This window comes from Streptomyces sp. NPDC037054, assembly GCF_055606745.1.
Genome location: NZ_JBVJSJ010000011.1, coordinates 154,901 through 176,574, shown reverse-complemented (window position 1 = coordinate 176,574; position 21,674 = coordinate 154,901). Strand labels below are relative to the sequence as shown.

Genomic DNA, 21,674 nt, shown 5'->3' with positions numbered 1-21,674 from the left:
CGGCCCGGGAACCATTGGCCTGTTGTTGATCTTCAGGGGGACGACAGGGGGGACGATGGCACCGCAGCACGGCATAGGCCGGTCGGCGGCGGCGCTCGTGGCGTGGACGGCCGCCGCGGTGCTCTGTGTGGCTCTCGTGGGCTGGCTGTCCGTGATCGTGAGCGGCTGGCTCGCCAGCGGCGTGGAGAAGGCCAACGGGGACATGTCCACCGCGGTGGAACGCAGTTCCCTGGGTGACTACTTCGGCGGCGTGAACGCCGTCTTCTCGGGACTGGCCCTGCTCATGCTGGTCGTGGCGCTGTTCTTCCAGCAGCGTGAACTGCGCTCGCAGCGCGAGGAACTGGCCCTGCAGCGCGAGGAACTGGCCGCGTCGCGCGACGAACTGCGCAGGAGCGCCGAGGCGGACCTGCGCGGTCTGCACGTGCAGCTCACCGAGATGGCGATGGCGGACCCCTCGCTGGCGGAGGTGTGGAACGACCTGCCCAGGGCACCGGCCGCGACGGTCCGGCAGTACCTGTTCTCCAACCTCGCGTTCAGTCACTACGTCCTGATGTTCAGCTGGGGGCATCTGACCGAGGCGGACATCGTCGCGTACGCCAACAGCATGCTGCGCAGCCCGGTCTTCCGGCAGTACTGGGAGGCGACGCGCGCAAGCAAGACCGGCCTGCCCGCGGACTCGGCGGAAGGGCGCGTGTTCCGTGTCTTCGAGCAGGCCATGGCGGACATCGACCGGGCCGACGCCTCGCCGGGCGCCTCGTAGGGTCAGAGGCGTGCCGGTACCGGTTGCGGTGCTCGGGGGCCGACGTACCGGGCCGCGGGCCTGATGATCTTCGAGTCGGCCGCCTGTTCCAGGACGTTGGCGCTCCAGCCCACCGTCCTGGCCGCCGCGAAGGTCGGGGTGAACATCTCGCGCGGCAGGCCGCACAGTTCCATGACGACGCCGGCGTAGAACTCGACGTTGGTGTGCAGTTCGCGGCCCGGCTTCAGTTCCGCAAGGATCGCCTCGACCCGGCGCTCGACCTCCACGGCGAAGGCCACGCGCGGGCCGCCGAAGCGCTGGGCGACCTCGCGGAGCATCCGGGACCGCGGGTCCTCGGTGCGGTAGACGGCGTGCCCGAAGCCCATGATGCGCTCCCCGGCGAGGACTCGTTCGCGGATCCAGGAGTCGATGCGGTCGGGCGTGCCGATCGCATCGAGGGTGTCGAGCGCGCGGCTCGGCGCCCCGCCGTGGAGCGGGCCCGACAGTGCGGCCACGGCACCGGAGAGGCAGGCCGCCACGTCCGCGCCGGTGGAGGCGATGACCCGGGCCGTGAAGGTTGACGCATTGAATCCGTGGTCAATGGTGGAGATCAGGTACTGCTCGACGGCCCGGGCCCGCTCCTCGTCGGGTTCCGAACCGGTCAGCATGTACAGGTAGTTGGCCGCGTACGACAGGTCCTCGCGCGGTTCCACCGGTTCGAGTCCCCTGCCGAGCCGGTGCAGCGCCGTGAGCAGGGTGGGTACGGCCGCGGCCGCGACGAGGGTGTCCCGTCGGCGCTGCTCGGCGTCGATGTCGTAGAGGGGGCGGAAGCCGTTGGCCGCGCCGAGCAGGGAGAGGGCCGTGCGCAGCCCGGCGAGCGGGCCGGAGCGTCCGCCGGCCGCCGCGACGGCGGGCAGCGCCGCCCGCACCTCGTCCGGCAGCCGGCGCAGCGCGGCGGTCTCGGCGGCGAAGGCCGCACCGCGCGCGGCGTCGGGCAGTTCGCCGTGCACCAGGAGGTGCCAGACGTCCTCGAAGCCTCGGGTCCGCGCGAGTTCGACGGCCGAGTACTGGCGGTAGTGGAAGAAGCCCTCGAGCCCTCGGACGTCGCCGACGCGGGTGTCGGTGACGACGACGCCGGCGAGTCCTCGTGGAACGTCGACAAGAGTGGCTGCGGACCTGCTGACGGACATGATGACCTCCCTGGACTTGATTCGACTGTCCATGGTTGACTCAATTCCTGTCAATATTGATTAACAATCAATGCTTTCGGGTGTCGGTACGGTGACCTCCATGCGTGATCACGAGCCCTCCCCCGCCGCCTCCGCACGCCGGCTGACCACCAAGGAGGCCGCCGAACTGCTCGGCGTGAAGCCGGAAACGGTGTACGCGTACGTGAGCCGCGGCCAGCTCAGCAGCCGCCGGGTGCCCGGCGGCCGGGGCAGCACCTTCGACGCCCACGAGGTGGAGACGCTCGCCCGGCGCAACAGGCGTGACAGCGGCGGCGGTTCGGGCCCCGGCGGTGAGTTCTCCGTGCGGACCCGGCTGACGCTCATCGAGGACGACCGGTACTACTTCCGAGGGGTCGACGCGACCGAACTGGCCGCGCGCCACAGCTACGAGGAGGTCGCCGAGTGGCTGTGGACGGGCACCCTCCGCCCCGGCGCCGCCCTCGCCGCGCCCGAGGCCCCCGTCGCCGTCGCCCGCCGCGCCGTGGACGCCCTGCCCGAACACGCGGGGCCCACCGACCAGTTGCGGGTGGCCGTGATCGCCGCGGCGGCGGCCGACCCGCTGCGCTTCGACCTGTCCGAGGACTCCGTCCTCGCGACCGCGCGCATCCTCGTCCCCACGCTCGTCGACGCCCTGCCCCCGAAGGGGTACGGCAGCGGCGACCGCCCGCTGGCCGAGCGGCTGTGGGACCGGCTGAGCCACCGGGACCCCGACGAGGCCGCGCTGCGCGCCCTGGACGCCGCGCTCGCGCTCCTCGCCGACCACGACCTCGCCGCGTCGACGCTCGCCGTGCGCGTCGCCGCCTCGGCCCGCGCGCACGCCTACGCGGCCGTCTCCGCCGGGCTCGGCGCGATCGAGGGGCCGCTGCACGGGGCGGCGAGCGGACTCGCCCACCGGATGCTGCTCGACGTGCTCGACCAGGGCAGCGCCGCCCCCGTCGTCGCGGAGGAACTGCGGGCCGGCCGCCGCGTCCCCGGACTCGGCCACCGGCTCTACACCGGCGAGGACCCACGCGCGCGTGCGCTGTTCGCGCTGCTGGAGGACGTCCCGCGCGCGGCGCCCGCGCTGGCCGCGGCCCGCGACATCGTGGCCACCGCCGCCCGCCACACGCCGCTGCACGCCAACGTGGACCTGGCCCTGGCCGTCCTCACCGCGTCCTCGGGCATGCCGGCCACGGCGGGCGAGACGATCTTCGCGGTGTCCCGTACGGCGGGCTGGATCGCGCACGCCCTGGAGGAGTACGGCGAGCGCCCCCTGCGCATGCGCCCGAGCGGTCTCTACACGGGCCCCAGGCCGCCCCGCCCCCTACCGGAGTAGCGTCCGGGCGCGGCCGGAAGTCACCCCGGGGCAAGTCAGGTTAGGCTCACCTCTGTGAGTACGTGCTCAACCGTCTCCCGGGACCTCGACGAGCCCATCGCGGGCACCGCGGCCACCGCGAGGACCTGGCTGCTGCTGGAGCAACCGGGTCCGTGGGGTGCCGAGGCGCTGACTTCGAGCCACTTGGATCCCGCGCTGGGCCGCGCCCTGGAGGCGGCCGCGAAGGGCACCGGCGTGCGCATCGCGCTCATCCGCCGCCCCGGACGCCACGCGGACTTCGGCACGCCCGCCGCACGCCGCGTCTACGCCGCCCACACGACGCCCGGAAAGGTGTGGCTGCACGAGGCCACCACGACGGACCCGCGACGGCTGCTCGACCTCGACTTCGCCGCGCTCGGCGGGGGCGACCACACCACCTTCGACACCGCGCTCGACGGCCGGCCCCACTCCGGCGACCCGCTCGCCCTGGTGTGCACCAACGGCAAACGCGACCGCTGCTGCGCCCTGCTCGGCCGCCCCCTCGCCGCGGAACTCGCCGCGTCCGGTGTCGACGGCGTCTGGGAGGTCACCCATCTGGGCGGTCATCGGTTCTCCCCGACGCTGCTGGTGCTGCCGTACGGATACGCGTACGGCCGTGCCGAGGCGCACGGCGTCAAGGAGATCCTGCACGCGGTGCGGGAGGGACGGATCGTGGTGGACGGCTGCCGCGGCAGCTCCGCCTGGGAGCGTCCCGGACAGGCGGCGGAACTGGCCGTGCGGGCCGCGGCGGGCGAGTACACGGCGGACGTGCTGAGCGTCGTACGGACCGGTGGCGCCGCCCCGCGCTGGGAGGTGACCGTCGCGCACGCCGACGGGCGCCACTGGCGGGTCGTCGTGGAACAGGGGGCGTCGCTGCCGCCGCGCGCGGAGAGCTGCGGGACGTCGGTGCTCGGGGCGCCGGCGCGCATGGACGTGGTGGCCCTGCGGGAGATCACCGCGACGGCGCTCGCCGGCTGACGCACGCGGCCGGCCCCGATGGGTTGATCAAGGTGTCCACACGGCACCCGTTCCTGCCCCGGGCCGCCGTCCACGTACCGTCATGGGTATGAGCTCCACTCCCCCCGTACGCCGTCTGCGCCTCGGTCTGCCGCGGCGGGTGTTCTCGCAGGTGCTGCTGATGCAGCTGGCGATCGCCGCGGGTGTCGCGGTGCTGGCGACCGGGCTGTTCCTGGCGCCGCTCGGCGACCAGCTGGACGACCAGGCCATGCGCCGGGCCCTCGCGATCGCGCAGACCACCGCGCAGGCGCCGCAGCTCGCGGACGACCTGCGCGGCACGCCCGCGTCGGCGGACGGGCCGGTGCAGCGGGAGGCGGAACGCATCAGGAAGGCCACCGGCGCCGAGTACGTCGTGGTGATGGACCGGCGGGGCGTGCGCTGGTCGCACACCGACCCGGACCAGATCGGCGGACACGTCTCCACCGACCCCGGCCGAGCCCTGGCGGGCCACGAGGTGATGGAGATCGACGAGGGCACCCTGGGCCGCTCCGCGCGCGGGAAGGTGCCGCTGCGGGACGACGACGGCGAGATCGTCGGTGCGGTCTCCGTGGGCATCGCCTACGACAGTGTCCGGGCCCGCCTCATCCACTCGATCCCCGGACTGTTCGCCTACGCGGGCGGCGCCCTGGCCGTCGGCGCGCTGGCGGCCTGGCTGATCTCCCGGCGGGTCCAGAAGCAGACCCGGGACCTGGCCTTCTCCGACATCGCGGCGCTGCTCGCGGAGCGCGAGGCGATGCTGCACGGCATCCGGGAGGGCGTCGTCGCGCTGGACCGCGCGGGCCGGGTCCGGCTCCTCAACGACGAGGCGCAGCGGCTGCTCGGCCTGGGTGAGGAGGCCGTGGGCCGGACACCCGACGAAGCGCTCGGCGCGGGCCGCACGGCGGACGTCCTGGCGGGCCGGGTCACGGGCACCGACCTGCTCACCGTGCGCGGCAGGCGCGTCCTGGTCGCCAACCGCATGCCCACCGAGGACGGCGGCGCGGTGGCCACCTTGCGCGACCGCACCGAGCTGGAGCAGCTGGGCCGGGAGCTGGACTCGACGCGCGGCCTGATCGACGCGCTGCGCGCCCAGGACCACGAGCACGCCAACCGCATGCACACCCTGCTGGGCCTGCTCGAACTGGAGATGTACGACGACGCCGTGGAGTACGTCGGGGAGGTCGTCGGCGACCACCGGGCCACCGCCGAGCAGGTCACGGAGAAGATCCAGGACCCGTTGCTGGCGGCGCTGCTGGTCGGCAAGGCGACGGTGGCGGCCGAGCGGGGCGTCGCGCTGGGCGTCTCGGACCGCACGCGGCTGCCGGACCGGCTGATCGACCCGCGCGGGCTGGTCACGGTCGTCGGCAACCTGGTGGACAACGCGCTCGACGCCGCCGCGGGGACCCCGCACGCGCGCGTGCAGGTGGAGCTGCGCGCCGAGGGCCGCACCGCGATCCTCGAGGTGCGCGACACGGGACCGGGCATCCCGCCCGACCAGCGCGAGCTGATCTTCACGGAGGGGTGGTCCACGAAGGAGGCCCCGGCGCACCGGCAGCGTGGCATCGGGCTGTCGCTGGTGCGCAGGCTGGCCGGGCGGCAGGGTGGCAGTGCGACGGTCGGCGCGGCGCCCGGGGGTGGCGCCGCCTTCACCGTGGTGCTGCCGGAGGCGCTGACCGACGCCGCGGCGGTGCCGGCGGCGACCGTGCCGTCCGCCGGGTCCCTGGCGGGTCCGGCCGGCGACGAGGAGGCGTGATGATCGAGGTCCTGGTCGTGGACGACGACGTGCGGGTCGCGCGGGTCAACGCCGCCTACGTCGAGAAGGTCCCGGGCTTCCACGTCGCCGGTGAGGCGCACAGCGCGGCCGAGGCGCTGCAGCAGGTCGAGGCGCTGCCCCGGGTGGACCTGGTGCTGATGGACCACTATCTGCCCGACGCAACGGGCCTTTCGGTGGTCCGGGAGATGCGTCGGCGCGGCCACCAGACCGACGTGATCATGGTGACGGCGGCCCGGGACGTGTCGACGGTGCAGGCGGCGATGCGGCACGGCGCGCTTCAGTACCTGGTCAAGCCGTTCGCGTTCGCGGGCCTGCGCGCCAAGCTGGAGGCGTACGCGCAGCTGCGCCGCACGCTGGAGGGCGGTGGTGAGGCGGAGCAGGCCGAGGTGGACCGCATCTTCGGCGCCCTGTCCGCGCCGTCGGAGCCGGGGCTGCCCAAGGGCCACTCCCCCACCACGGCCGAGCTGGTCCGCCAGGCCCTCATGAACGCCGAGGGTCCGCTGTCGGCGCAGGAGATCGCCGAGCGCACCGGGGTGAGCAGGCAGACCGCGCAGCGCTACCTGAAGCTGCTGGAGCGCACCGGACGGGCTCGCCTCACCCTCAAGTACGGCGACGCGGGCCGCCCGGAGCACCGGTACGCGTGGGCCACGCGCGCGTAGCGGCCCCGTACGTCGGTGACGGCGGTCGTCCGCAGGGCGGGGCGTCCGTCAGGCGGCGCCCGCCCCGGTCAGGGACCGCACCTCGGTCTCCGCGTGCTTGGCCTCGTCGGCCGGTTCGGGAGAGGTGACGGTGCCGATCCAGCCCGCGAGGAAGCCCAGGGGGATGGACACGAGCCCGGGATTCTGCAGCGGGAACAGCTGGAAGTCGACGCCGGGGAACAGCGAGTCGGGGCCGCCCGACACGACGGGCGACAGCAGCACGAGGACGACGGCCGGCATCAGCCCGCCGTAGACCGACCACACGGCGCCGCGCGTGGTGAAGCCGCGCCAGAACAGCGAGTAGAGCAGCACCGGCAGGTTGGCGGACGCCGCGACGGCGAAGGCGAGGCCGACGAGGAAGGCGACGTTGAGGTCCTTGGCGAGCAGGCCGAGGGCGATCGCGACGACACCGATGCCGACGGCGGCGACGCGGGCCACGGCGACCTCGCTGCGCGGCTCGCTCCGTCGGCGGCGCAGCGACGCGTACAGGTCGTGGGCGACGGACGCGGACGAGGCGAGCGTGATGCCGGCGACGACGGCGAGGATCGTGGCGAAGGCGACGGCGGCGACCACCGCGAACAGGACCGCTCCGCCGGTGGAGTCGGCGCCGCCGCCCAGGTCGAGGGCGAGCAGCGGTACGGCGGTGTTCCCGGCGGCGTTGGAGGCGCGGACGGCGTCCGGGCCGACGATCGCGGCGGCGCCGAAGCCGAGGACGATCGTCATCAGGTAGAAGCCGCCGATGAGGCCGATCGCCCAGACGACGGAGCGGCGCGCCGCCCGCGCGGTGGGCACGGTGTAGAAGCGCGACAGGATGTGCGGCAGGCCCGCCGTGCCGAGCACCAGGGCGAGTCCGAGGCTGATGAAGTCGAAACGGGCGGTCCAGTCCGCGCCGTACTTGAGGCCGGGGGCGAGGAACGCCGTGCCGTGGCCGCTGCGCTCGGCCGCGGACAGCAGCAACCGGTTGACGTCGCCGTGGAAGCGGACCAGGACGAGCGCGGTGAGCGCGACGGTGCCGGCGAGCAGCAGGACCGCCTTCACGATCTGAATCCAGGTGGTGGCCCGCATCCCTCCCAGCGACACGTAGACGACCATGAGCGCGCCGACGGCGACGACGGTCCAGGTCTGTGCCGCCTCGCTCGTGCCTCCGAGGAGCAGGGCGACCAGGCTGCCCGCGCCCACCATCTGCGCCACCAGGTACAGAACGGACACGGTCACGGAGGAAGTTCCCGCGGCGATCCGCACGGGCCGCTCGGACATGCGGGCCGCGACGACGTCGGCCAGGGTGAACCGGCCGCAGTTGCGGACCAGTTCGGCGACGAGGAACAGCACGACGAGCCAGGCCACGAGGAAGCCCACCGAATACAGCATTCCGTCGTAGCCGAACAGGGCGATGAGCCCGGAGATGCCGAGGAAGGACGCGGCCGACATGTAGTCGCCCGCGATGGCGAAGCCGTTCTCCATGGGCGTGAAGAGCCGGCCGCCCGCGTAGAACTCCTCGGCGGAGCCGTGCCGTTTGCGGCTCACCCAGGTCGTGATGCCGAGGGTGACGGCGACGAACGCGCTGAACAGCAGCAGTGCCAGCGCCTGGTGGTCGTCGGTCATGACGCCCCGCCTCTCGCGCCGCGCGTCAGCTCCTGGGTGTCCCAGCGCAGTTCGAGCGCGGCCCGGTCCCGGCGCAGCCGTGCGTGCCGGGCGTAGGCCCAGGTGAGCAGGAACGTGGTGAGGAACTGGCCGAGTCCGGCGAGCATCCCCACGTTGACGGCGCCGACCACGGGCCGGGCCATGAGGCCGGGCGCGCCGGTGGCGGTGACGACGTAGGCGACGTACCACGCGAAGAAGCACGCGACGGCCGGCACGACGAACCTGCGGTAGCGGCTGCGCACTTCCTGGAAGGCCGGGCTGCGCTGCACCTCCAGGTACACGTCGGCCGCCGAGGCGGGGCTGTGCTCCCGGCGTGCCGACGGCGCGGCGGGGCCGTCGGACTCGCCCCAGCCAGAGGCGAGCGCGTCGTACCAGGGGTCGTCGTACCGCACACTGCCGTTGCTTGACTGCATGCCCAAGCATGGACAGACCGGGAAGATCTACGACTCTTCTTCTCCGGCCTCTTCACCCCATCAGGTGACCGCGCCCTTCAAGGCCCTCACGGGCCCGCACACGCGTGCAACGCACGGCCGGGCGCGGTGCACGCGCCCGGCCGGTACGGCGGTGCTACGCGTCGATGCGGGACCGGTCGAGCGTCGCCGCCGAGTTGGAGATGAACTCCTTGCGGGGGGCGACGTCGTTGCCCATCAGCAGGTCGAAGACCTGCTCGGCGGCTTCGAGGTCGGTGAGGTTGATCCGCCGCAGGGTGCGGCGCCGCGGGTCCATGGTGGTCTCGGCCAGCTGGTCGGCGTCCATCTCACCGAGGCCCTTGTAGCGCTGGATGGAGTCCTTGTACCGGATGCCCTTGCTCTGGAACTCCATGAGCTTGTCGCGCAGCTCGCGGTCCGAGTACGTGTAGACGTACTTGTCCTGGCCCTTCTTCGGCTGGACGAGCTCGACGCGGTGCAGCGGCGGCACGGCGGCGAACACGCGGCCGGACTCGACCATGGGCCGCATGTAGCGGTGGAACAGCGTCAGCAGCAGCGTGCGGATGTGGGAGCCGTCGACGTCGGCGTCGGTCATCATGATGATCTTGCCGTAGCGCGCGGTGTCGATGTCGAAGGTCCGGCCGGACCCTGCTCCTATGACCTGGATGATGGCGCCGCACTCGGCGTTCTTCAGCATGTCCGTGACGGACGACTTCTGGACGTTGAGGATCTTGCCGCGGATCGGCAGCAGCGCCTGGAACTCGGAATTCCGGGCGAGCTTCGCCGTGCCGAGCGCGGAGTCTCCCTCGACGATGAACAGCTCGCTGCGGTCGACGTCGTCACTGCGGCAGTCGGCGAGCTTGGCGGGCAGCGAGGAGGACTCCAGGGCCGTCTTGCGGCGCTGGGCGTCCTTGTGCTGGCGGGCGGCGATGCGGGTGCGGGCCGCAGCGACGGCCTTCTCCATGACGACGCGGGCCTGCTGGGCGGCGTCGCGCTTGGTGGAGGTCAGGAACGCCTTGAGCTCGCGGGAGATCACCGTGTTCACGATGCGGCGGGCCGCCGAGGTGCCGAGGACCTCCTTGGTCTGGCCCTCGAACTGCGGCTCGGCCAGCCGGACCGTGACGACGGCCGTCAGGCCCTCCAGGGCGTCGTCCTTGACGATGTCGTCCTCGGCGACGCGCAGCATCTTCTTGGCGCGCAGCACCTCGTTCATCGTCTTGGCGACGGCCTGCTCGAAGCCGGCGACGTGGGTGCCGCCCTTGGGGGTCGCGATGATGTTGACGAACGACTTGACCGTCGTGTCGTAGCCCGTGCCCCAGCGCAGCGCCACGTCGACGCCGAGCTCGCGGGTGACCTCGGTGGGGGTCATCTGGCCGCGGTCGTCCAGGACCGGCACGGTCTCCTTGAAGGAGCCCTGTCCGGTGAAGCGGAGGACGTCGCAGACCGGCTTGTCGGTCGCCAGGAACTCGCAGAACTCGCTGATGCCCCCGTCGAAGCGGAAGGACTCCTCGCCCTTACTGCCGCCCTCGCCCAGACCGAGTTCGTCGCGCACGACGATGGTCAGGCCGGGCACCAGGAAGGCGGTCTGGCGGGCGCGCTGGTGCAGCGTGTCCAGGGAGAGCTTGGCGTCCTTGAGGAAGATCTGGCGGTCGGCCCAGTAGCGCACGCGCGTGCCGGTGCGGTTCTTGGGGATCTTCTTGGTCTTGCGCAGGCCGCTGCTCGGCTCGAACTTCGCGTCCGGGCCGTTGCCGGCGAAGGCGCCGGGGACACCGCGGCGGAAGCTGATGGCATTGGTGTGCCCGCCGCGGTCCACCTCGACGTCGAGCCGGGCGGACAGGGCGTTCACCACGGAGGCGCCCACACCGTGCAGGCCGCCGGAGGCGGCGTAGGAGCCGCCGCCGAACTTGCCGCCGGCGTGCAGCTTGGTCATGACGACCTCGACGCCGGACAGGCCGGTCTTGGGCTCGACGTCGACCGGGATGCCCCGGCCGTTGTCCCGCACCTCGACGGAGCCGTCGTCGTGGAGGATCACGTCGATGTGGTCGCAGTATCCGCCCAGGGCCTCGTCGACGGAGTTGTCGATGATCTCCCAGAGGCAGTGCAGCAGCCCTCGGCTGTCGGTCGAGCCGATGTACATGCCCGGGCGCTTCCGCACGGCCTCGAGCCCTTCGAGGACGAGCAGGTGCCGCGCGGTGTAGTTGGACCCGTCCCGGTCTGCTCCTGCCAGCAGCGCTGTGGACGGCACGGACGTCTCGGCGGTCACGCGGTTCGCTCCTCGCTGAATTTCAGATGGGGCCCCGATGGGTAAGGGCGCGGCTTCAGTCACCGGTGAGAGGGTACCGAGGCCTGGTAGAGCCGTTGTCACGCCACCCTCGTCGGGAACTCACCCTAGACCACGGTCGCATAGGTGTTCGATCCCTCGTTGGGGTGAAGCACACATCACGTTCCCTTCGAGGCATGAACCATTTAGGCTCCGGGCACGTCCTCATGAACAAACCGGCAATCCGGCCGGGGGGACCGACCATGACCGACAGCGCGAACCCGTACGACACGACAGACACGTAATACGGCACATTCGCCGCCAACCGGCAACTGCCAGCCACCTCGGAAAGATTTTTTCGAGGAAAAGCCGCGAGCGGGAACGTTTGGGGGCTGGTTGGATGTTGACCCTGGTACGACAGCTCGTCGAGCTAGAGAAGAGGCGACGTGACTACTGTTCTGACTTCCGCGAGCCCGCTGACGGCCGCTGATCGCTGCGACCGCTGCGGCGCCCAGGCGTACCTGCGCGTCGTCCTGCTGAGTGGCGGAGAACTGCTCTTCTGCGCCCACCACGGTCGCAAGTTCGAGCCGGAACTCAAGAAGATCGCCGCTGAGATACAGGACGAGACGGAGCGGCTGACGGCCGTTCCCGCCTCCGAAGAAGAGCGCTGACCGCAGCGCGAGACCTCGCGTCCGACGAGCCAGCCCGGCAAGGCCGGTGAACGGGCGGCCGCCCCCGCATTCGCGGAGGCGGCCGCCTTCGTCGTGTCGGCGAGGCCCGTCAGGAGTCCTCAGTGGCCTCCTCGCGCCCTCGCGCGCCGTCCCGTGCGACGTCCCACCCGAGGGTCCGTACGACGTCGGACACGCGCGTGTAGACGCCCGGGCTCCCCGCCCGGCCGCAGCCGCTGCCCCAGGACACCAGACCGATCAGCCGCCCCTGGGCCACCAGCGGCCCGCCGCTGTCGCCCTGACAGGCGTCACGGCCCCCCTGCGGCTCCCCCGCGCACACCATCCGGGCGGCGTCGTACGCCCCGTCGGCACTGCCGGGGTACGCCTGCTCGCACTGTGCGTCGGGCAGCACGCGCACGCGTGCCGCGCGCAGGCTGTGCGCGTAGTCGCCGCCGCCCGTGGTGTCGCCCCAGCCGTAGACGTGGGCGCTCGTCCCCGGCTCGTACGCGGGGTCGCCCGCGCCGGCCGCCCCGACGACCGCTTCGCGGGGCAGCGGCTCGGCGAGGGAGAGCACGGCGAAGTCGCCGGCGTTGCTCTCCGCGTCGTAGTCCGGGTTGACCCAGGTCTGCCGGACCGGGATCTCCTGTCCCTCGTCGGTGTGCAGGTCCGTGCGTCCGGCTATGACCCGCAGGTCGCGCAGCTGGTCCGGTCGTGTCCCGAGGACCTCCTCGCCCATGCAGTGGGCCGCGGTGAGCACGGTGCTGCGGCCCACGGCGACGCCGCCGCAGAACTGCCCGGACCTCGTACCCCCGAACCGGTCACGGCTGGACAGGGCGACCGTCCAGGGGCTGTCGGACACGTCGACCGGGAAGCCGCCGACGACGACGCTGTCGGCGGCGGCCGGTACGGCGGTCACCAGGGGCAGGGCGGTCGCGGCGGCGGCCAGAACCAGCGGCCCGGCCAACGCCCGGGCAAAGGGACGACGCATGGACGCTCCTCACTCTGGGGTGTGCGTGGGACACCCAGCGTCATCCAGCCCGCCGGGGCCCGCACCCGCGCGAGGAGCACGAAGGCCCGGTTCCCCCGCGGGGGAACCGGGCCTCGGCGTCGTGGGAGCTCGGCCTAGTCGAGGTAGTCCCGGAGCACCTGCGAGCGCGACGGGTGGCGGAGCTTCGACATGGTCTTCGACTCGATCTGACGGATGCGCTCACGCGTCACGCCGTAGACCTTGCCGATCTCGTCGAGGGTCTTCGGCTGACCGTCGGTGAGACCGAAGCGCATGGAGACGACGCCCGCCTCGCGCTCGGACAGGGTGTCGAGGACGGAGTGCAGCTGCTCCTGAAGGAGCGTGAAGCTGACCGCGTCGGCCGGGACGACGGCCTCGGAGTCCTCGATGAGGTCACCGAATTCGCTGTCGCCGTCCTCGCCGAGCGGGGTGTGCAGCGAGATGGGTTCGCGGCCGTACTTCTGGACCTCGATGACCTTCTCCGGGGTCATGTCGAGTTCCTTGGCCAGCTCCTCCGGGGTGGGTTCGCGGCCCAGGTCCTGGAGCATCTGGCGCTGCACGCGCGCGAGCTTGTTGATGACCTCGACCATGTGCACCGGGATGCGGATGGTGCGGGCCTGGTCGGCCATGGCGCGGGTGATGGCCTGCCGGATCCACCAGGTGGCGTACGTGGAGAACTTGTAGCCCTTGGTGTAGTCGAACTTCTCGACCGCGCGGATCAGACCGAGGTTGCCCTCCTGGATGAGGTCCAGGAAGAGCATGCCGCGGCCGGTGTAACGCTTGGCCAGGGAGACCACCAGGCGGAGGTTGGCCTCCAGGAGGTGGTTCTTGGCGCGGCGGCCGTCCTCGGCGATGATCTCCAGCTCGCGCTTGAGCTTCGGGGCGAGCTTGTCGGAGTTGGCCAGCTTGTCCTCGGCGAACAGACCGGCCTCGATGCGCTTGGCGAGCTCGACCTCCTGCTCGGCGTTGAGCAGCGGGACCTTGCCGATCTGCTTGAGGTAGTCCTTGACCGGGTCGGCGGTGGCGCCGGCGGCGGCGACCTGCTGCGCGGGGGCGTCGTCCTCGTCCTCGTCGGACAGCACGAAGCCCGCGTTCTCGGTGCCCTCGGGCTCCTCGCCGGGCTTGACCTCCTCGAGGACCTCGTCCTCGGCGATCTCGGCGTCGTCCTTCTTCGCCGTGGTCTTCTTCGCGGCCGTCTTCTTGGTCGCGGTGGTCTTCTTCGCCGCCGTCTTCTTGGCGGTGGTCTTCTTGGCGGCAGCCTTCTTGGCCGGCGCTGCCTCTTCCTCGGCGGGGGCCTCGGCGGCGGGCGCCGCCGGGGTGGCGGCGGTGGCGGTGGCCTTGCGGGCGGTCACCGTCTTCGCCGCGACCGTCTTGGTGGCGGTGCGCTTGGCCGGGCTCTTCGCTGCGACGCTCTTTCGGGTGCGCTTGGGTTCCGCGGCACTGACCATCAGCGTCACACCCTCTTCCTCGAGGATCTGGTTGAGGCTGCGCAGTACGTTCTTCCACTGAGTGGCCGGAATCTGGTCAGCTTCGAAGGCCCGACGCACGTCATCGCCGGCGATCTGCCCCTCAGCCTTTCCCCGCTCAATGAGCGCCATGACAGAGACGGACTCGGCGATCTCCGGCGGGAGCGTACGGGATGTGCTGGCCGACACGAACAACCTCTCGGAACGTTGGAAAACGGCTTCCGGCCCCGTCCGTGATGGACAGGAGCCGACCGCCGGCTTGGGGATGGGCCGACGGCGCGGGCGGGGGCCGGGAGATGCACAGCGCCTTGAACGGCGTCCGTATTCCCTCCGCGGCTGTCACCTCTTAGGTCATCGCGTTGTTCCCACGAGCGTTACGCCCAATCCGCGTGGCCCGAGTCACACCCCGTAAACGCTCAAAAACGGTCAGATATGGGCAGAGTAGGTCACCGGCGGCCTCCACGCGGTCGATATGGCGGCCCGCGGGGGCCTCGCGCGGTCGGGCCCCGCAGGTTTCTGCGGGGCCCGACGGGGGACGGCTCGCCGACCGACGATGCCACAGGAGGGGGTGCCACCCCCGGCGGCGGCGTCCTCGGTGGGCGGTCAGTGCTCGCGCGGGGCCGGCACCACGCGCTCCACCTCGGGGTGGACCGTGAGCAGTTGCCGCATGGTCGCCTCGGCCGCCGCGCCGTCACCGGCCGCGAGGGCGTCGATGATCCTCGCGTGGAGCGCCAGCGACACCTCGTTCGGCCGGTCACAGCCGGTGACCGGTCCGCCGGACACCTGGAGGGCGGCGGACACGATCCCGAAGAGGTGCTCCAGCATGCGGTTGCCCGCGATCTGGATGAGGAGCGAGTGGAACTCGGCGTCGGCGCGCGAGAACGTGAGCGCGTCGCCCTGGGCCATGGCGTGGTTCATGATCTCGACCATGTCCGTGAGGCGCTGCTGGACGTCCTCCCGGCCGTGGCCCGCGGCGAGGCGGGCGGCCAGCGGCTCGATCGTCCAGCGCAGCTCGCTCAGCTCGCGGCGCTGGTCGTCGCGCTGCGGGCCGAAGGCGCGCCATTCGATGATGTCCGGATCGAGGAGGTTCCAGTCGCTGACGGGACGCACGCGCGTGCCGACATTGGGGCGGGCGCTGACCAGGCCCTTGGCCTCCAGGACGCGGAGCGACTCGCGCACGACGGTGCGGGAGACCTCGAAACGCTGGCCGATCTCCTCGGGCACCAGCGGGCGGTCGGCGCCCAGGTCGCCGGAAACGATCATCTGGCCGAGCTGCTGGACGAGTTGGCCGTGCAGCCCGCGTCCGCGGCTGCCCGCGGCGCGTCGGCCCACGCGGCCCAGCTCGGGTTCAGCGCCCTCCCAGGCGGAGGGGCCGACGCGGTCGCCGACGGGCCCCTCGGCGAAGGGGTAGCGGTCGAGTTCGCCCGGGCTCGTCAGGCCGGAGTCGGCGGCACGGGCGGCGGTCATCATGGTGTGCGCAAGGGTACTCACGGATCCTTTGTCGGCGCCGTCCTCAACTCCCTTGAGGTCTTTGGTGAAAAGCACACGAAAGGGTGATCGCTCACCCCGTCGCAATTGACGCCTTATCGGAAAGAAATGGGCTTTGCGCGGGGAGTTGTGCGCACCGCGGGACCGGAAGTGCGCGAAGCGTGCTCATCGGACCCTGCGGCGGCCCGTCGTGAGCACATACGCGCAGAGCAGCGTGGTCAGGGACAACGCCAGCGCGCCACCCACGGGTTGGACGATCATGCGCAGCGCACCGGCCACGTACCGCTCCCCGCCGAACGGCCACTGCACCGGGAACACCTCCCGCAGCCGCGCGTGCAGCCCGGTCGCCGTTCGCACGGACGCGCCCTCCAGGAGCTTGTGTACGAGCGGCACGACGGCGACCGGCACGGCGACCACCGCCGCCAGTCCCGCCGTCGTCGACCGGAACACGCCCGCCGCGAGCACACCGGCCCAGGCGCACCCCACGACCAGCCCGATCCAACTCGCGCCCAGCGCCGCCCAGTCCCCGGGAACCTCCGAAACCTCCCGTCCGTACATCAGATACAGCACCTCCGCGTCACACCCCACGGCCAGCACGGCCAGCAGCACCGCCACGACGGCACTGACGACGAGTTTCGCGGCCAGCAGCCCCAGCCGGCGGGGCACGGTGCCGCGATCGGCGGCCAGGGCGGGATGGCGGAACTCGTCGCCGAAGGCGAGCGCTCCGATCAGCCCCGCGCCGAGCCCCGCGGGCGGCAGGGGCACCTCCCGCGGCCACGCGGCCAGCAGCCGCGGCTGCGGGGTGTGCCCGATCCGCGCCAGCACGACGGCGGTGACGGCGGACACGAGCAGCACGGCCGCGCCGATGACGAACACGGTGGCGACACCGGTGACACGGCGGAGCTCGTAGCGCAGGGGGCGGAGGGGGGTGGGGGCGGGGCGGACGGAGATGGGGGGTGGGAGGGGGGAGGGGTGGGGGCGGGGGGACGGGGAGTCGAGAGTGCGGGGCGCGGTGACGGGCCGCCGGTCCTGGTCCGCCTCCGGCGCCGGCACCGGCACCGCCGCCGGCATGCGCGCCGGCGTTGGCGTTGGCTGCTTTCCGGGCTCCGGCTCAGGGCCGTCCTGTGGCTCCTCGGCGCCCGCACCCGCGCCCGGTCCCATGTCGCCGGTCTCGTCGGCGAGTTGGTGGACGACGATGCCGTGCCGGAACGCGACCTCGCCGACCGCGGCGCAGCTGCTGCCGTACACGCGGAGGCGGTTGCCGTCCTCGTGCGTGACCTCGACGGAGCGCTGTGCGGTACGGGCGTCCTTGGCGAGGAGGGCCGCGAGGCGGGCGGCGTGCGGGGTGCGGACGGCGACGCGGGGGCGCAGCCGGGTGCGGGCGAAGTCGGTTGCCCGCTGGTCGGCGACCACGCGGCCGGCGTCGAGGGTGACGACGTGGTCCGCGTGGCGGGCGGCCTCCTTGGGGTCGGCCGTGGTGAGCAGGACCGTTCCTCCCTGGTCGGCGTAGGTGCGCAGCAGGCCGTGCAGCCAGAGGCTCTCGCGGGCGGACAGGTCGCCGGCCGGCTCGTCGAGGACGAGGGTGTGGGGGTCGGCCAGGAGCGCGCCGGCCAGCCCGAGGCGGCGGTCCATGCCGCGTGAGAGGGTGCCGAGGCGCTCGTCGCGCAGGCTGACGAGGCCGACGGCTTCGAGGACTTCGTCGGCACGGCGGGCCGGGACGCCCGCGGCGGCGCAGAGCATGCGCAGGTGGCCGCGCACCGTGCGGGACGGGTGTCCGGGCACTTCGCCCAGGAGTACGCCGACTTCGCGCGACGGGTGGGTGATGCGGTGCAGGGGGCGGCCTCTGAAGTAGGTGATTCCGCGGCCCTGTTGGAGCTCGAGCATCAGTCCGAGCGCCGTCGTCTTGCCCGCGCCCGGTGCTCCGAGCAGCGCGGTGACGCGGCCGGCGTGCGCCTCGAACGAGACGTCGTCGACGGCGGGCGGAAGCCCTTTGCGGGGCTTGCTGGTCAGTCCGATGGCCTCGATCACCCGCAGCAAGATAGCGTGCTATATCCGGTTTTTCGGGCACCATGCGGGCGCTCACGGGGTGGGTTCGACGGCCGTCGTGAGGGTTCGCCGTGGACGGCCGTGTCAGACCTCGGGGCGCAGCATCGGCGGGTTGAGGAGGGTGGCGCCGCCCGCACGGAAGAGCTGGGCCGGGCGGCCGCCCTGGCGTGTGGTGGTGCCGCCGGTGGGCACGAGGAAGCCCGGGGTGCCCGTGACCTTGCGGTGGAAGTTCCGCGGGTCGAGCGCGACCCCCCACACGGCCTCGTAGACGCGGCGCAGCTCACCCACGGTGAATTCGGGCGGGCAGAACGCCGTGGCGAGGGACGAGTACTCGATCTTGGAGCGGGCGCGCTCGACGCCGTCGGCCAGGATCTGGGCGTGGTCGAAGGCGAGGGGTGCCGGCGGGTCGCCTTCGCGGCCGTAGCCGCCGTGGTGCAGCAGTTCCTCGACCGGTGCCCAGCGCGCGTTGCTCGCGTCGCCACCGGCCCGGGGTGCCGGGAGGTCGGGGGCGAGGGCGAGGTGGGCGACGCTGACGACGCGCATCCTGGGGTCCCGCTTGGGGTCGCCGTAGGTGGCGAGCTGTTCCAGGTGGGCGCCGTTGTCCTGGGCGGGGACGGCGGGGTCGTGGACGCGCAGCCCGGTCTCCTCGGCGAGTTCGCGTGCCGCCGCCTGTGCCAGGTCCTCGTCGTCCCGTACGAATCCACCAGGCAGGGCCCAGCGTCCCTGGAACGGGGGTTCGCCCCTGCGTACCGCCAGCGCGCACAGGGAATGGCGACGCACGGTCAGCACGACCAGGTCCACGGTGACGGCGAAAGGCGGAAAGGCTGACGGGTCGTAGGGCATGCCGCGATCATAGTCGTCTGCCTGACGATAAACACTCCTTTCGTGGTCCGGGGACGGAGTGATCGCCGCTTGTCATTCGTCCCGCTCGGGCGGCCTGGTCCCCTGCTCCGCGCTTCCGGAGCGGGCGTCGCGGCGCTGTCCGTCGCTCTTGCCGTCGCTCCTGGCCGAGGGGCGTGGGCGGGTGCCGCGCGGCCGGGTGCCGTGCGTGGGGCGGTGCCGGTTCTTGGCGGCGCCGGGGCGTACTCGCGGGCGACGGCGGGCGGGACCGGGGGCCGGGGCGGGTTCTGTCGTGGTTCCGGCTGCCTGCGCCTTTGCGGCTTCCGGTCCGGTGTCCGAGTCGCTGTCCGAGTCGCTGTCCGGTTCGCCGGCCGTTTCCGAGCCGTCGGCCGCCGGTCCGGTGTCCGTGTCGCTGTCCGGTTCGCCGGCCGTTTCCGAGCCGTCGGCCGCCGGTGCGGTGTCCGTGTCGGTCGTCCGCCGGCGGGTGCGTTCCGCTCGTTCCGAGCGCAGGCAGCGGCGGACGGATTCCGGGTCCAGGCCCTGGTTGCAGGCCTGGTGCAGCAGGCGGGCGAAGAGGTAGTCGGGGTCGGCGCCGAGGGCCATGGCGAAGGCCTCCCTTGCCTCCAGTTCGTCGCCCGTGGACCAGGCGACCCACCCGGCGAGGGTGAGCGGCGCGGCCGCGTGCTCGCCGTACGGGCCGGCGCAGCGGCGGGCCAGGGCTCGCCAGAGGCGGAGGGCGGGGCCGGCCTCGTCGCCCTCCATCCACTCGGCGGCGCGGTCGCGGGTGGCGCGGTCCTGGAGGCCGAGGATGAGGGTCGCGGCCTCGTCGGTGCCGAGCAGTTCGTCGTCGCGGAGGTCGGCGGTGACCACGCCGCTGGCGGGCGGGGCCTCGGCGAAGCGGCGCATGATCCGTTCGGCGAGGCGGAGGGTCTCCGCGGCGACGTCGGCGCGGCTGGCGTCGTCGAGGATGCGGGAGACGAGGGCCATGCTGGCCGTGTCGAGGGCGACTTCCTGTTCGAGCGCTACGGAGTTCTCCCTGGGCAGGAGCCGGGCGCGCAGTTCGCGCAGGGTGCCGCGCACCTGGATGCCGGCGTAGGTGGCAGCCGCGGCGACCACGGAGGTGCCGGGCAGGCCCATGGGGACGCCCTCCGCCGGGCAGCACACCTCGTTGTCGCAGCAGTAGGACCAGAAGCGGCCGTCGGAGAGGCACAGCGCCTCGACCACGGTGACGTCGAGGCTGCCGCACTCCACGCGGACACGGTGGGCGAGGGGGCGCAGCCGCTCCATGACCTGCCGGCCGGTCTCGCCGGCCGCAGGTTCCTGGCAGAGGTAGGCGACCATCTGCCCGGGCCGGGCACCCCGGCGTTCGCTGCCCCTCACCAGGCCGTGGACCAGTTGCCGGGCGGCGGACGGCCAGTCGTCGGGGCTCGCCGGGATGCCGAGCCTGGCCCGGCCGCCGAACCTGCCCCGGCCGTCCTCGCCGGTGAGGGAGACCAGGACGATGCTGTCCTCCGGCCGGTAGCCGAGGAGGTACGGCAGGGCGTCGGCGAGTTCGGCCGGGGTCCGCAGGGTGACCTGGTGGTCGTCGAAAGCCGTGCCCCTGAGGGAGATCTCGCCCGCACCCGCGGTGATGTCGCTGCCCCCCTCAGAAGGACCGGAGGAGCCGGAGGAGCCCGTCGTTTCGCTGCTGTGATTCGTCATGCCCTGACGATCTCGCGGATCCCGAAGCTCCGCTTGACCCTGTGGACAAGTCCCATCAGGGACACGTCACAACGCCGCCGCCCCCACCAAGGCGCCTCACGGCACGCGGCACGCGGCACCCAGCCCCCAGCACGCGACCCACGGCCCGCGCCGCCCGCGCCACCCGCACCGCCCGCGCCTCACCCCGCGACCACCGGATACGCGATGTTCACGATCTGCTCCGCCCGGAACTCCGTACGCCGTGGATCGCCGTCCTCCGGTGCGAGCATCAGGCGGGCGGACAACGGTTTCGCCCACCGCGCCGACAGGGCCGCCATGTCCGCGATCATGGCGACGACCTCGTGTTCCGGCGTCGAACCGGGCAGCGGAACGGTGTCCATCCCGGCACCGCAGACGGACGAGTACGCGAGGACCGAGTCGGCGCCGATCCGGCCCTCCTGCCAGGCGCGTGCGAGCACCCTGTCCTCCAGCACCGGCAGCATGAGTCCCGCGTATCCGACGCTGGGACGGCCCGCGGCACGGCCCGCCGACCGGATGCCGGCGGTCACCGCCGCGCAGGTCGCGAGCGTGCCGGGGCGGCCGAACCGGATCCCTCCGGCGATCTCCAGGAACTCCCCGATGCCGATGTCCGGGGCGCAGGCCGGCGAGGGGTCGAAACCGTGGAACAGGAGTCCGAGCCGCTCGCACTCCGGTTCCAGCAGGGCAGTGAACGTGTCCATTTCCTCCCGCAGACAGTCCCGCGTCAGCGCCGTCGCCTCGGCGAGATCGCGGGGCGGGTGGGCCCGGGCGCGGGCGAGCAGTGCGCCGGTCGACTGGAGACCCACGCTCACCCCGGCTCTGCCTCCGTCGCTGAAGGAGCCCGGGAACAGGGGCGCGTTGGGGCCCAGATGGGCGATCGCAGCGAAGCGGAAGTTGGCCTCCTTGTCCCGGTTCGCCAGTTCGCGCATCACGGCGCCGCTGAACTCCGCGGCACAATGGTCCACTTCGGCGCCGTCGGCGACGACGGTCGCCAGGAACAGCGACGGGTGTTCGACCAGCACGCCCGCGACGTCCGAGGGCTTGAGCGCGGCGAGCGCGGCAGGCCGCAGCGCGCTCAGGGCGGCGCTGCCCACGCCCGCGCGTCGGCATCCCTCGACGAGGTCGGCGGCCCGGGCCCGGAGTTGGTCGCGGCTCACGGGCTCGTCGAGCGCCGGGCTGGAAAGGCGGACGGTCTGGACCTCGAACCCGGCGCGCGCGATCCGGTCACCGATCTCCACCGCCTGCTCGCCGTATCGGGTGACAGCGGCGACATCGACGTGTCCGCCCTCGAAGCCGAAGACGTCGTCGGGAAGACAGAGGGTCACGGCACGTACGTGCGAAAC

17 protein-coding genes are annotated in these 21,674 nt (G+C 72.6%); 6 read left to right on the top strand and 11 right to left on the bottom strand.

Features of this window, described 5'->3' with window-relative positions; all coding sequences use genetic code 11:
* Positions 1-55 precede the first annotated feature (55 nt).
* A complete protein-coding gene (locus ACZ7D7_RS25285) occupies positions 56-760 on the top strand; it encodes a DUF6082 family protein (protein WP_470827163.1) in 705 nt (234 codons plus the stop codon).
* Between the two features lie 2 nt (positions 761-762).
* Here ACZ7D7_RS25285 and ACZ7D7_RS25280 read toward each other — a convergent pair whose 3' ends face one another.
* Complete coding sequence (locus ACZ7D7_RS25280; RefSeq protein WP_470827162.1) at positions 763-1,929, bottom strand: citrate synthase/methylcitrate synthase; 1,167 nt, start codon at positions 1,927-1,929, stop codon at positions 763-765.
* Between the two features lie 100 nt (positions 1,930-2,029).
* Here ACZ7D7_RS25280 and ACZ7D7_RS25275 point away from each other — a divergent pair, with 100 nt between their 5' ends.
* From ACZ7D7_RS25275 to ACZ7D7_RS25260, 4 genes are all read left to right on the top strand, one after another.
* Complete coding sequence (locus ACZ7D7_RS25275) at positions 2,030-3,283, top strand: citrate synthase (RefSeq protein ID WP_470827161.1); 1,254 nt, start codon at positions 2,030-2,032, stop codon at positions 3,281-3,283.
* A gap of 54 nt (positions 3,284-3,337) precedes the next feature.
* Complete coding sequence (locus ACZ7D7_RS25270) at positions 3,338-4,279, top strand: sucrase ferredoxin (protein WP_470827159.1); 942 nt, start codon at positions 3,338-3,340, stop codon at positions 4,277-4,279.
* Between the two features lie 88 nt (positions 4,280-4,367).
* Positions 4,368-6,050 (top strand): ATP-binding protein, encoded by a 1,683-nt coding sequence (locus tag ACZ7D7_RS25265; protein ID WP_470827158.1) that lies wholly within the window; start codon positions 4,368-4,370, stop codon positions 6,048-6,050.
* Positions 6,050-6,730: a response regulator gene (locus ACZ7D7_RS25260; protein WP_470827157.1), complete on the top strand. Its 681-nt coding sequence runs from the start codon at positions 6,050-6,052 to the stop codon at positions 6,728-6,730. The genes ACZ7D7_RS25265 and ACZ7D7_RS25260 overlap by 1 nt, the downstream gene beginning before the upstream one ends.
* 48 nt (positions 6,731-6,778) lie before the next feature.
* On the opposite strand, the gene ACZ7D7_RS25255 is transcribed toward ACZ7D7_RS25260, so the two are convergent.
* From ACZ7D7_RS25255 to ACZ7D7_RS25245, 3 genes are all read right to left on the bottom strand, one after another.
* Positions 6,779-8,371, bottom strand: a complete 1,593-nt coding sequence (locus tag ACZ7D7_RS25255; RefSeq protein ID WP_470827156.1) for a solute symporter family protein — start codon at positions 8,369-8,371, stop codon at positions 6,779-6,781.
* Positions 8,368-8,823, bottom strand: a complete 456-nt coding sequence (locus ACZ7D7_RS25250) for a DUF485 domain-containing protein (protein ID WP_470827155.1) — start codon at positions 8,821-8,823, stop codon at positions 8,368-8,370. The genes ACZ7D7_RS25255 and ACZ7D7_RS25250 overlap by 4 nt, the downstream gene beginning before the upstream one ends.
* Before the next feature lie 154 nt (positions 8,824-8,977).
* The gene (locus ACZ7D7_RS25245; protein WP_470827154.1) at positions 8,978-11,101 is read right to left on the bottom strand and encodes a DNA gyrase/topoisomerase IV subunit B; all 2,124 of its coding nucleotides are present in this window, start codon (positions 11,099-11,101) and stop codon (positions 8,978-8,980) included.
* Positions 11,102-11,544: 443 nt separating this feature from the next.
* Between ACZ7D7_RS25245 and ACZ7D7_RS25240 the strand changes: the two genes are divergently transcribed.
* A complete protein-coding gene (locus ACZ7D7_RS25240; protein ID WP_470827153.1) occupies positions 11,545-11,769 on the top strand; it encodes a DUF7455 domain-containing protein in 225 nt (74 codons plus the stop codon).
* A gap of 109 nt (positions 11,770-11,878) precedes the next feature.
* Here ACZ7D7_RS25240 and ACZ7D7_RS25235 read toward each other — a convergent pair whose 3' ends face one another.
* From ACZ7D7_RS25235 to ACZ7D7_RS25205, 7 genes are all read right to left on the bottom strand, one after another.
* Positions 11,879-12,754, bottom strand: coding sequence for a S1 family serine peptidase (locus tag ACZ7D7_RS25235; RefSeq protein WP_470827152.1), 876 nt, complete (start codon positions 12,752-12,754; stop codon positions 11,879-11,881).
* A gap of 134 nt (positions 12,755-12,888) precedes the next feature.
* Complete coding sequence (locus tag ACZ7D7_RS25230; RefSeq protein WP_470827151.1) at positions 12,889-14,427, bottom strand: RNA polymerase sigma factor; 1,539 nt, start codon at positions 14,425-14,427, stop codon at positions 12,889-12,891.
* Between the two features lie 414 nt (positions 14,428-14,841).
* Complete coding sequence (locus ACZ7D7_RS25225) at positions 14,842-15,729, bottom strand: FadR/GntR family transcriptional regulator (protein ID WP_470827149.1); 888 nt, start codon at positions 15,727-15,729, stop codon at positions 14,842-14,844.
* Positions 15,730-15,891: 162 nt separating this feature from the next.
* Positions 15,892-17,754 (bottom strand): ATP-binding cassette domain-containing protein, encoded by a 1,863-nt coding sequence (locus ACZ7D7_RS25220; protein ID WP_470827148.1) that lies wholly within the window; start codon positions 17,752-17,754, stop codon positions 15,892-15,894.
* 102 nt (positions 17,755-17,856) lie between these two features.
* Positions 17,857-18,615, bottom strand: coding sequence for an NUDIX hydrolase (locus ACZ7D7_RS25215; RefSeq protein ID WP_470827147.1), 759 nt, complete (start codon positions 18,613-18,615; stop codon positions 17,857-17,859).
* Positions 18,616-18,687: 72 nt separating this feature from the next.
* Positions 18,688-20,313 carry a DUF4192 domain-containing protein gene (locus ACZ7D7_RS25210; RefSeq protein WP_470827146.1) on the bottom strand — a complete coding sequence of 542 codons (1,626 nt, stop codon included), beginning with the start codon at positions 20,311-20,313 and terminating at the stop codon, positions 18,688-18,690.
* A 179-nt stretch (positions 20,314-20,492) separates the two neighbouring features.
* On the bottom strand, positions 20,493-21,656 hold the full coding sequence (locus ACZ7D7_RS25205; RefSeq protein WP_470827145.1) for a DUF711 family protein: 1,164 nt from the start codon (positions 21,654-21,656) through the stop codon (positions 20,493-20,495).
* Positions 21,657-21,674 lie beyond the last annotated feature (18 nt).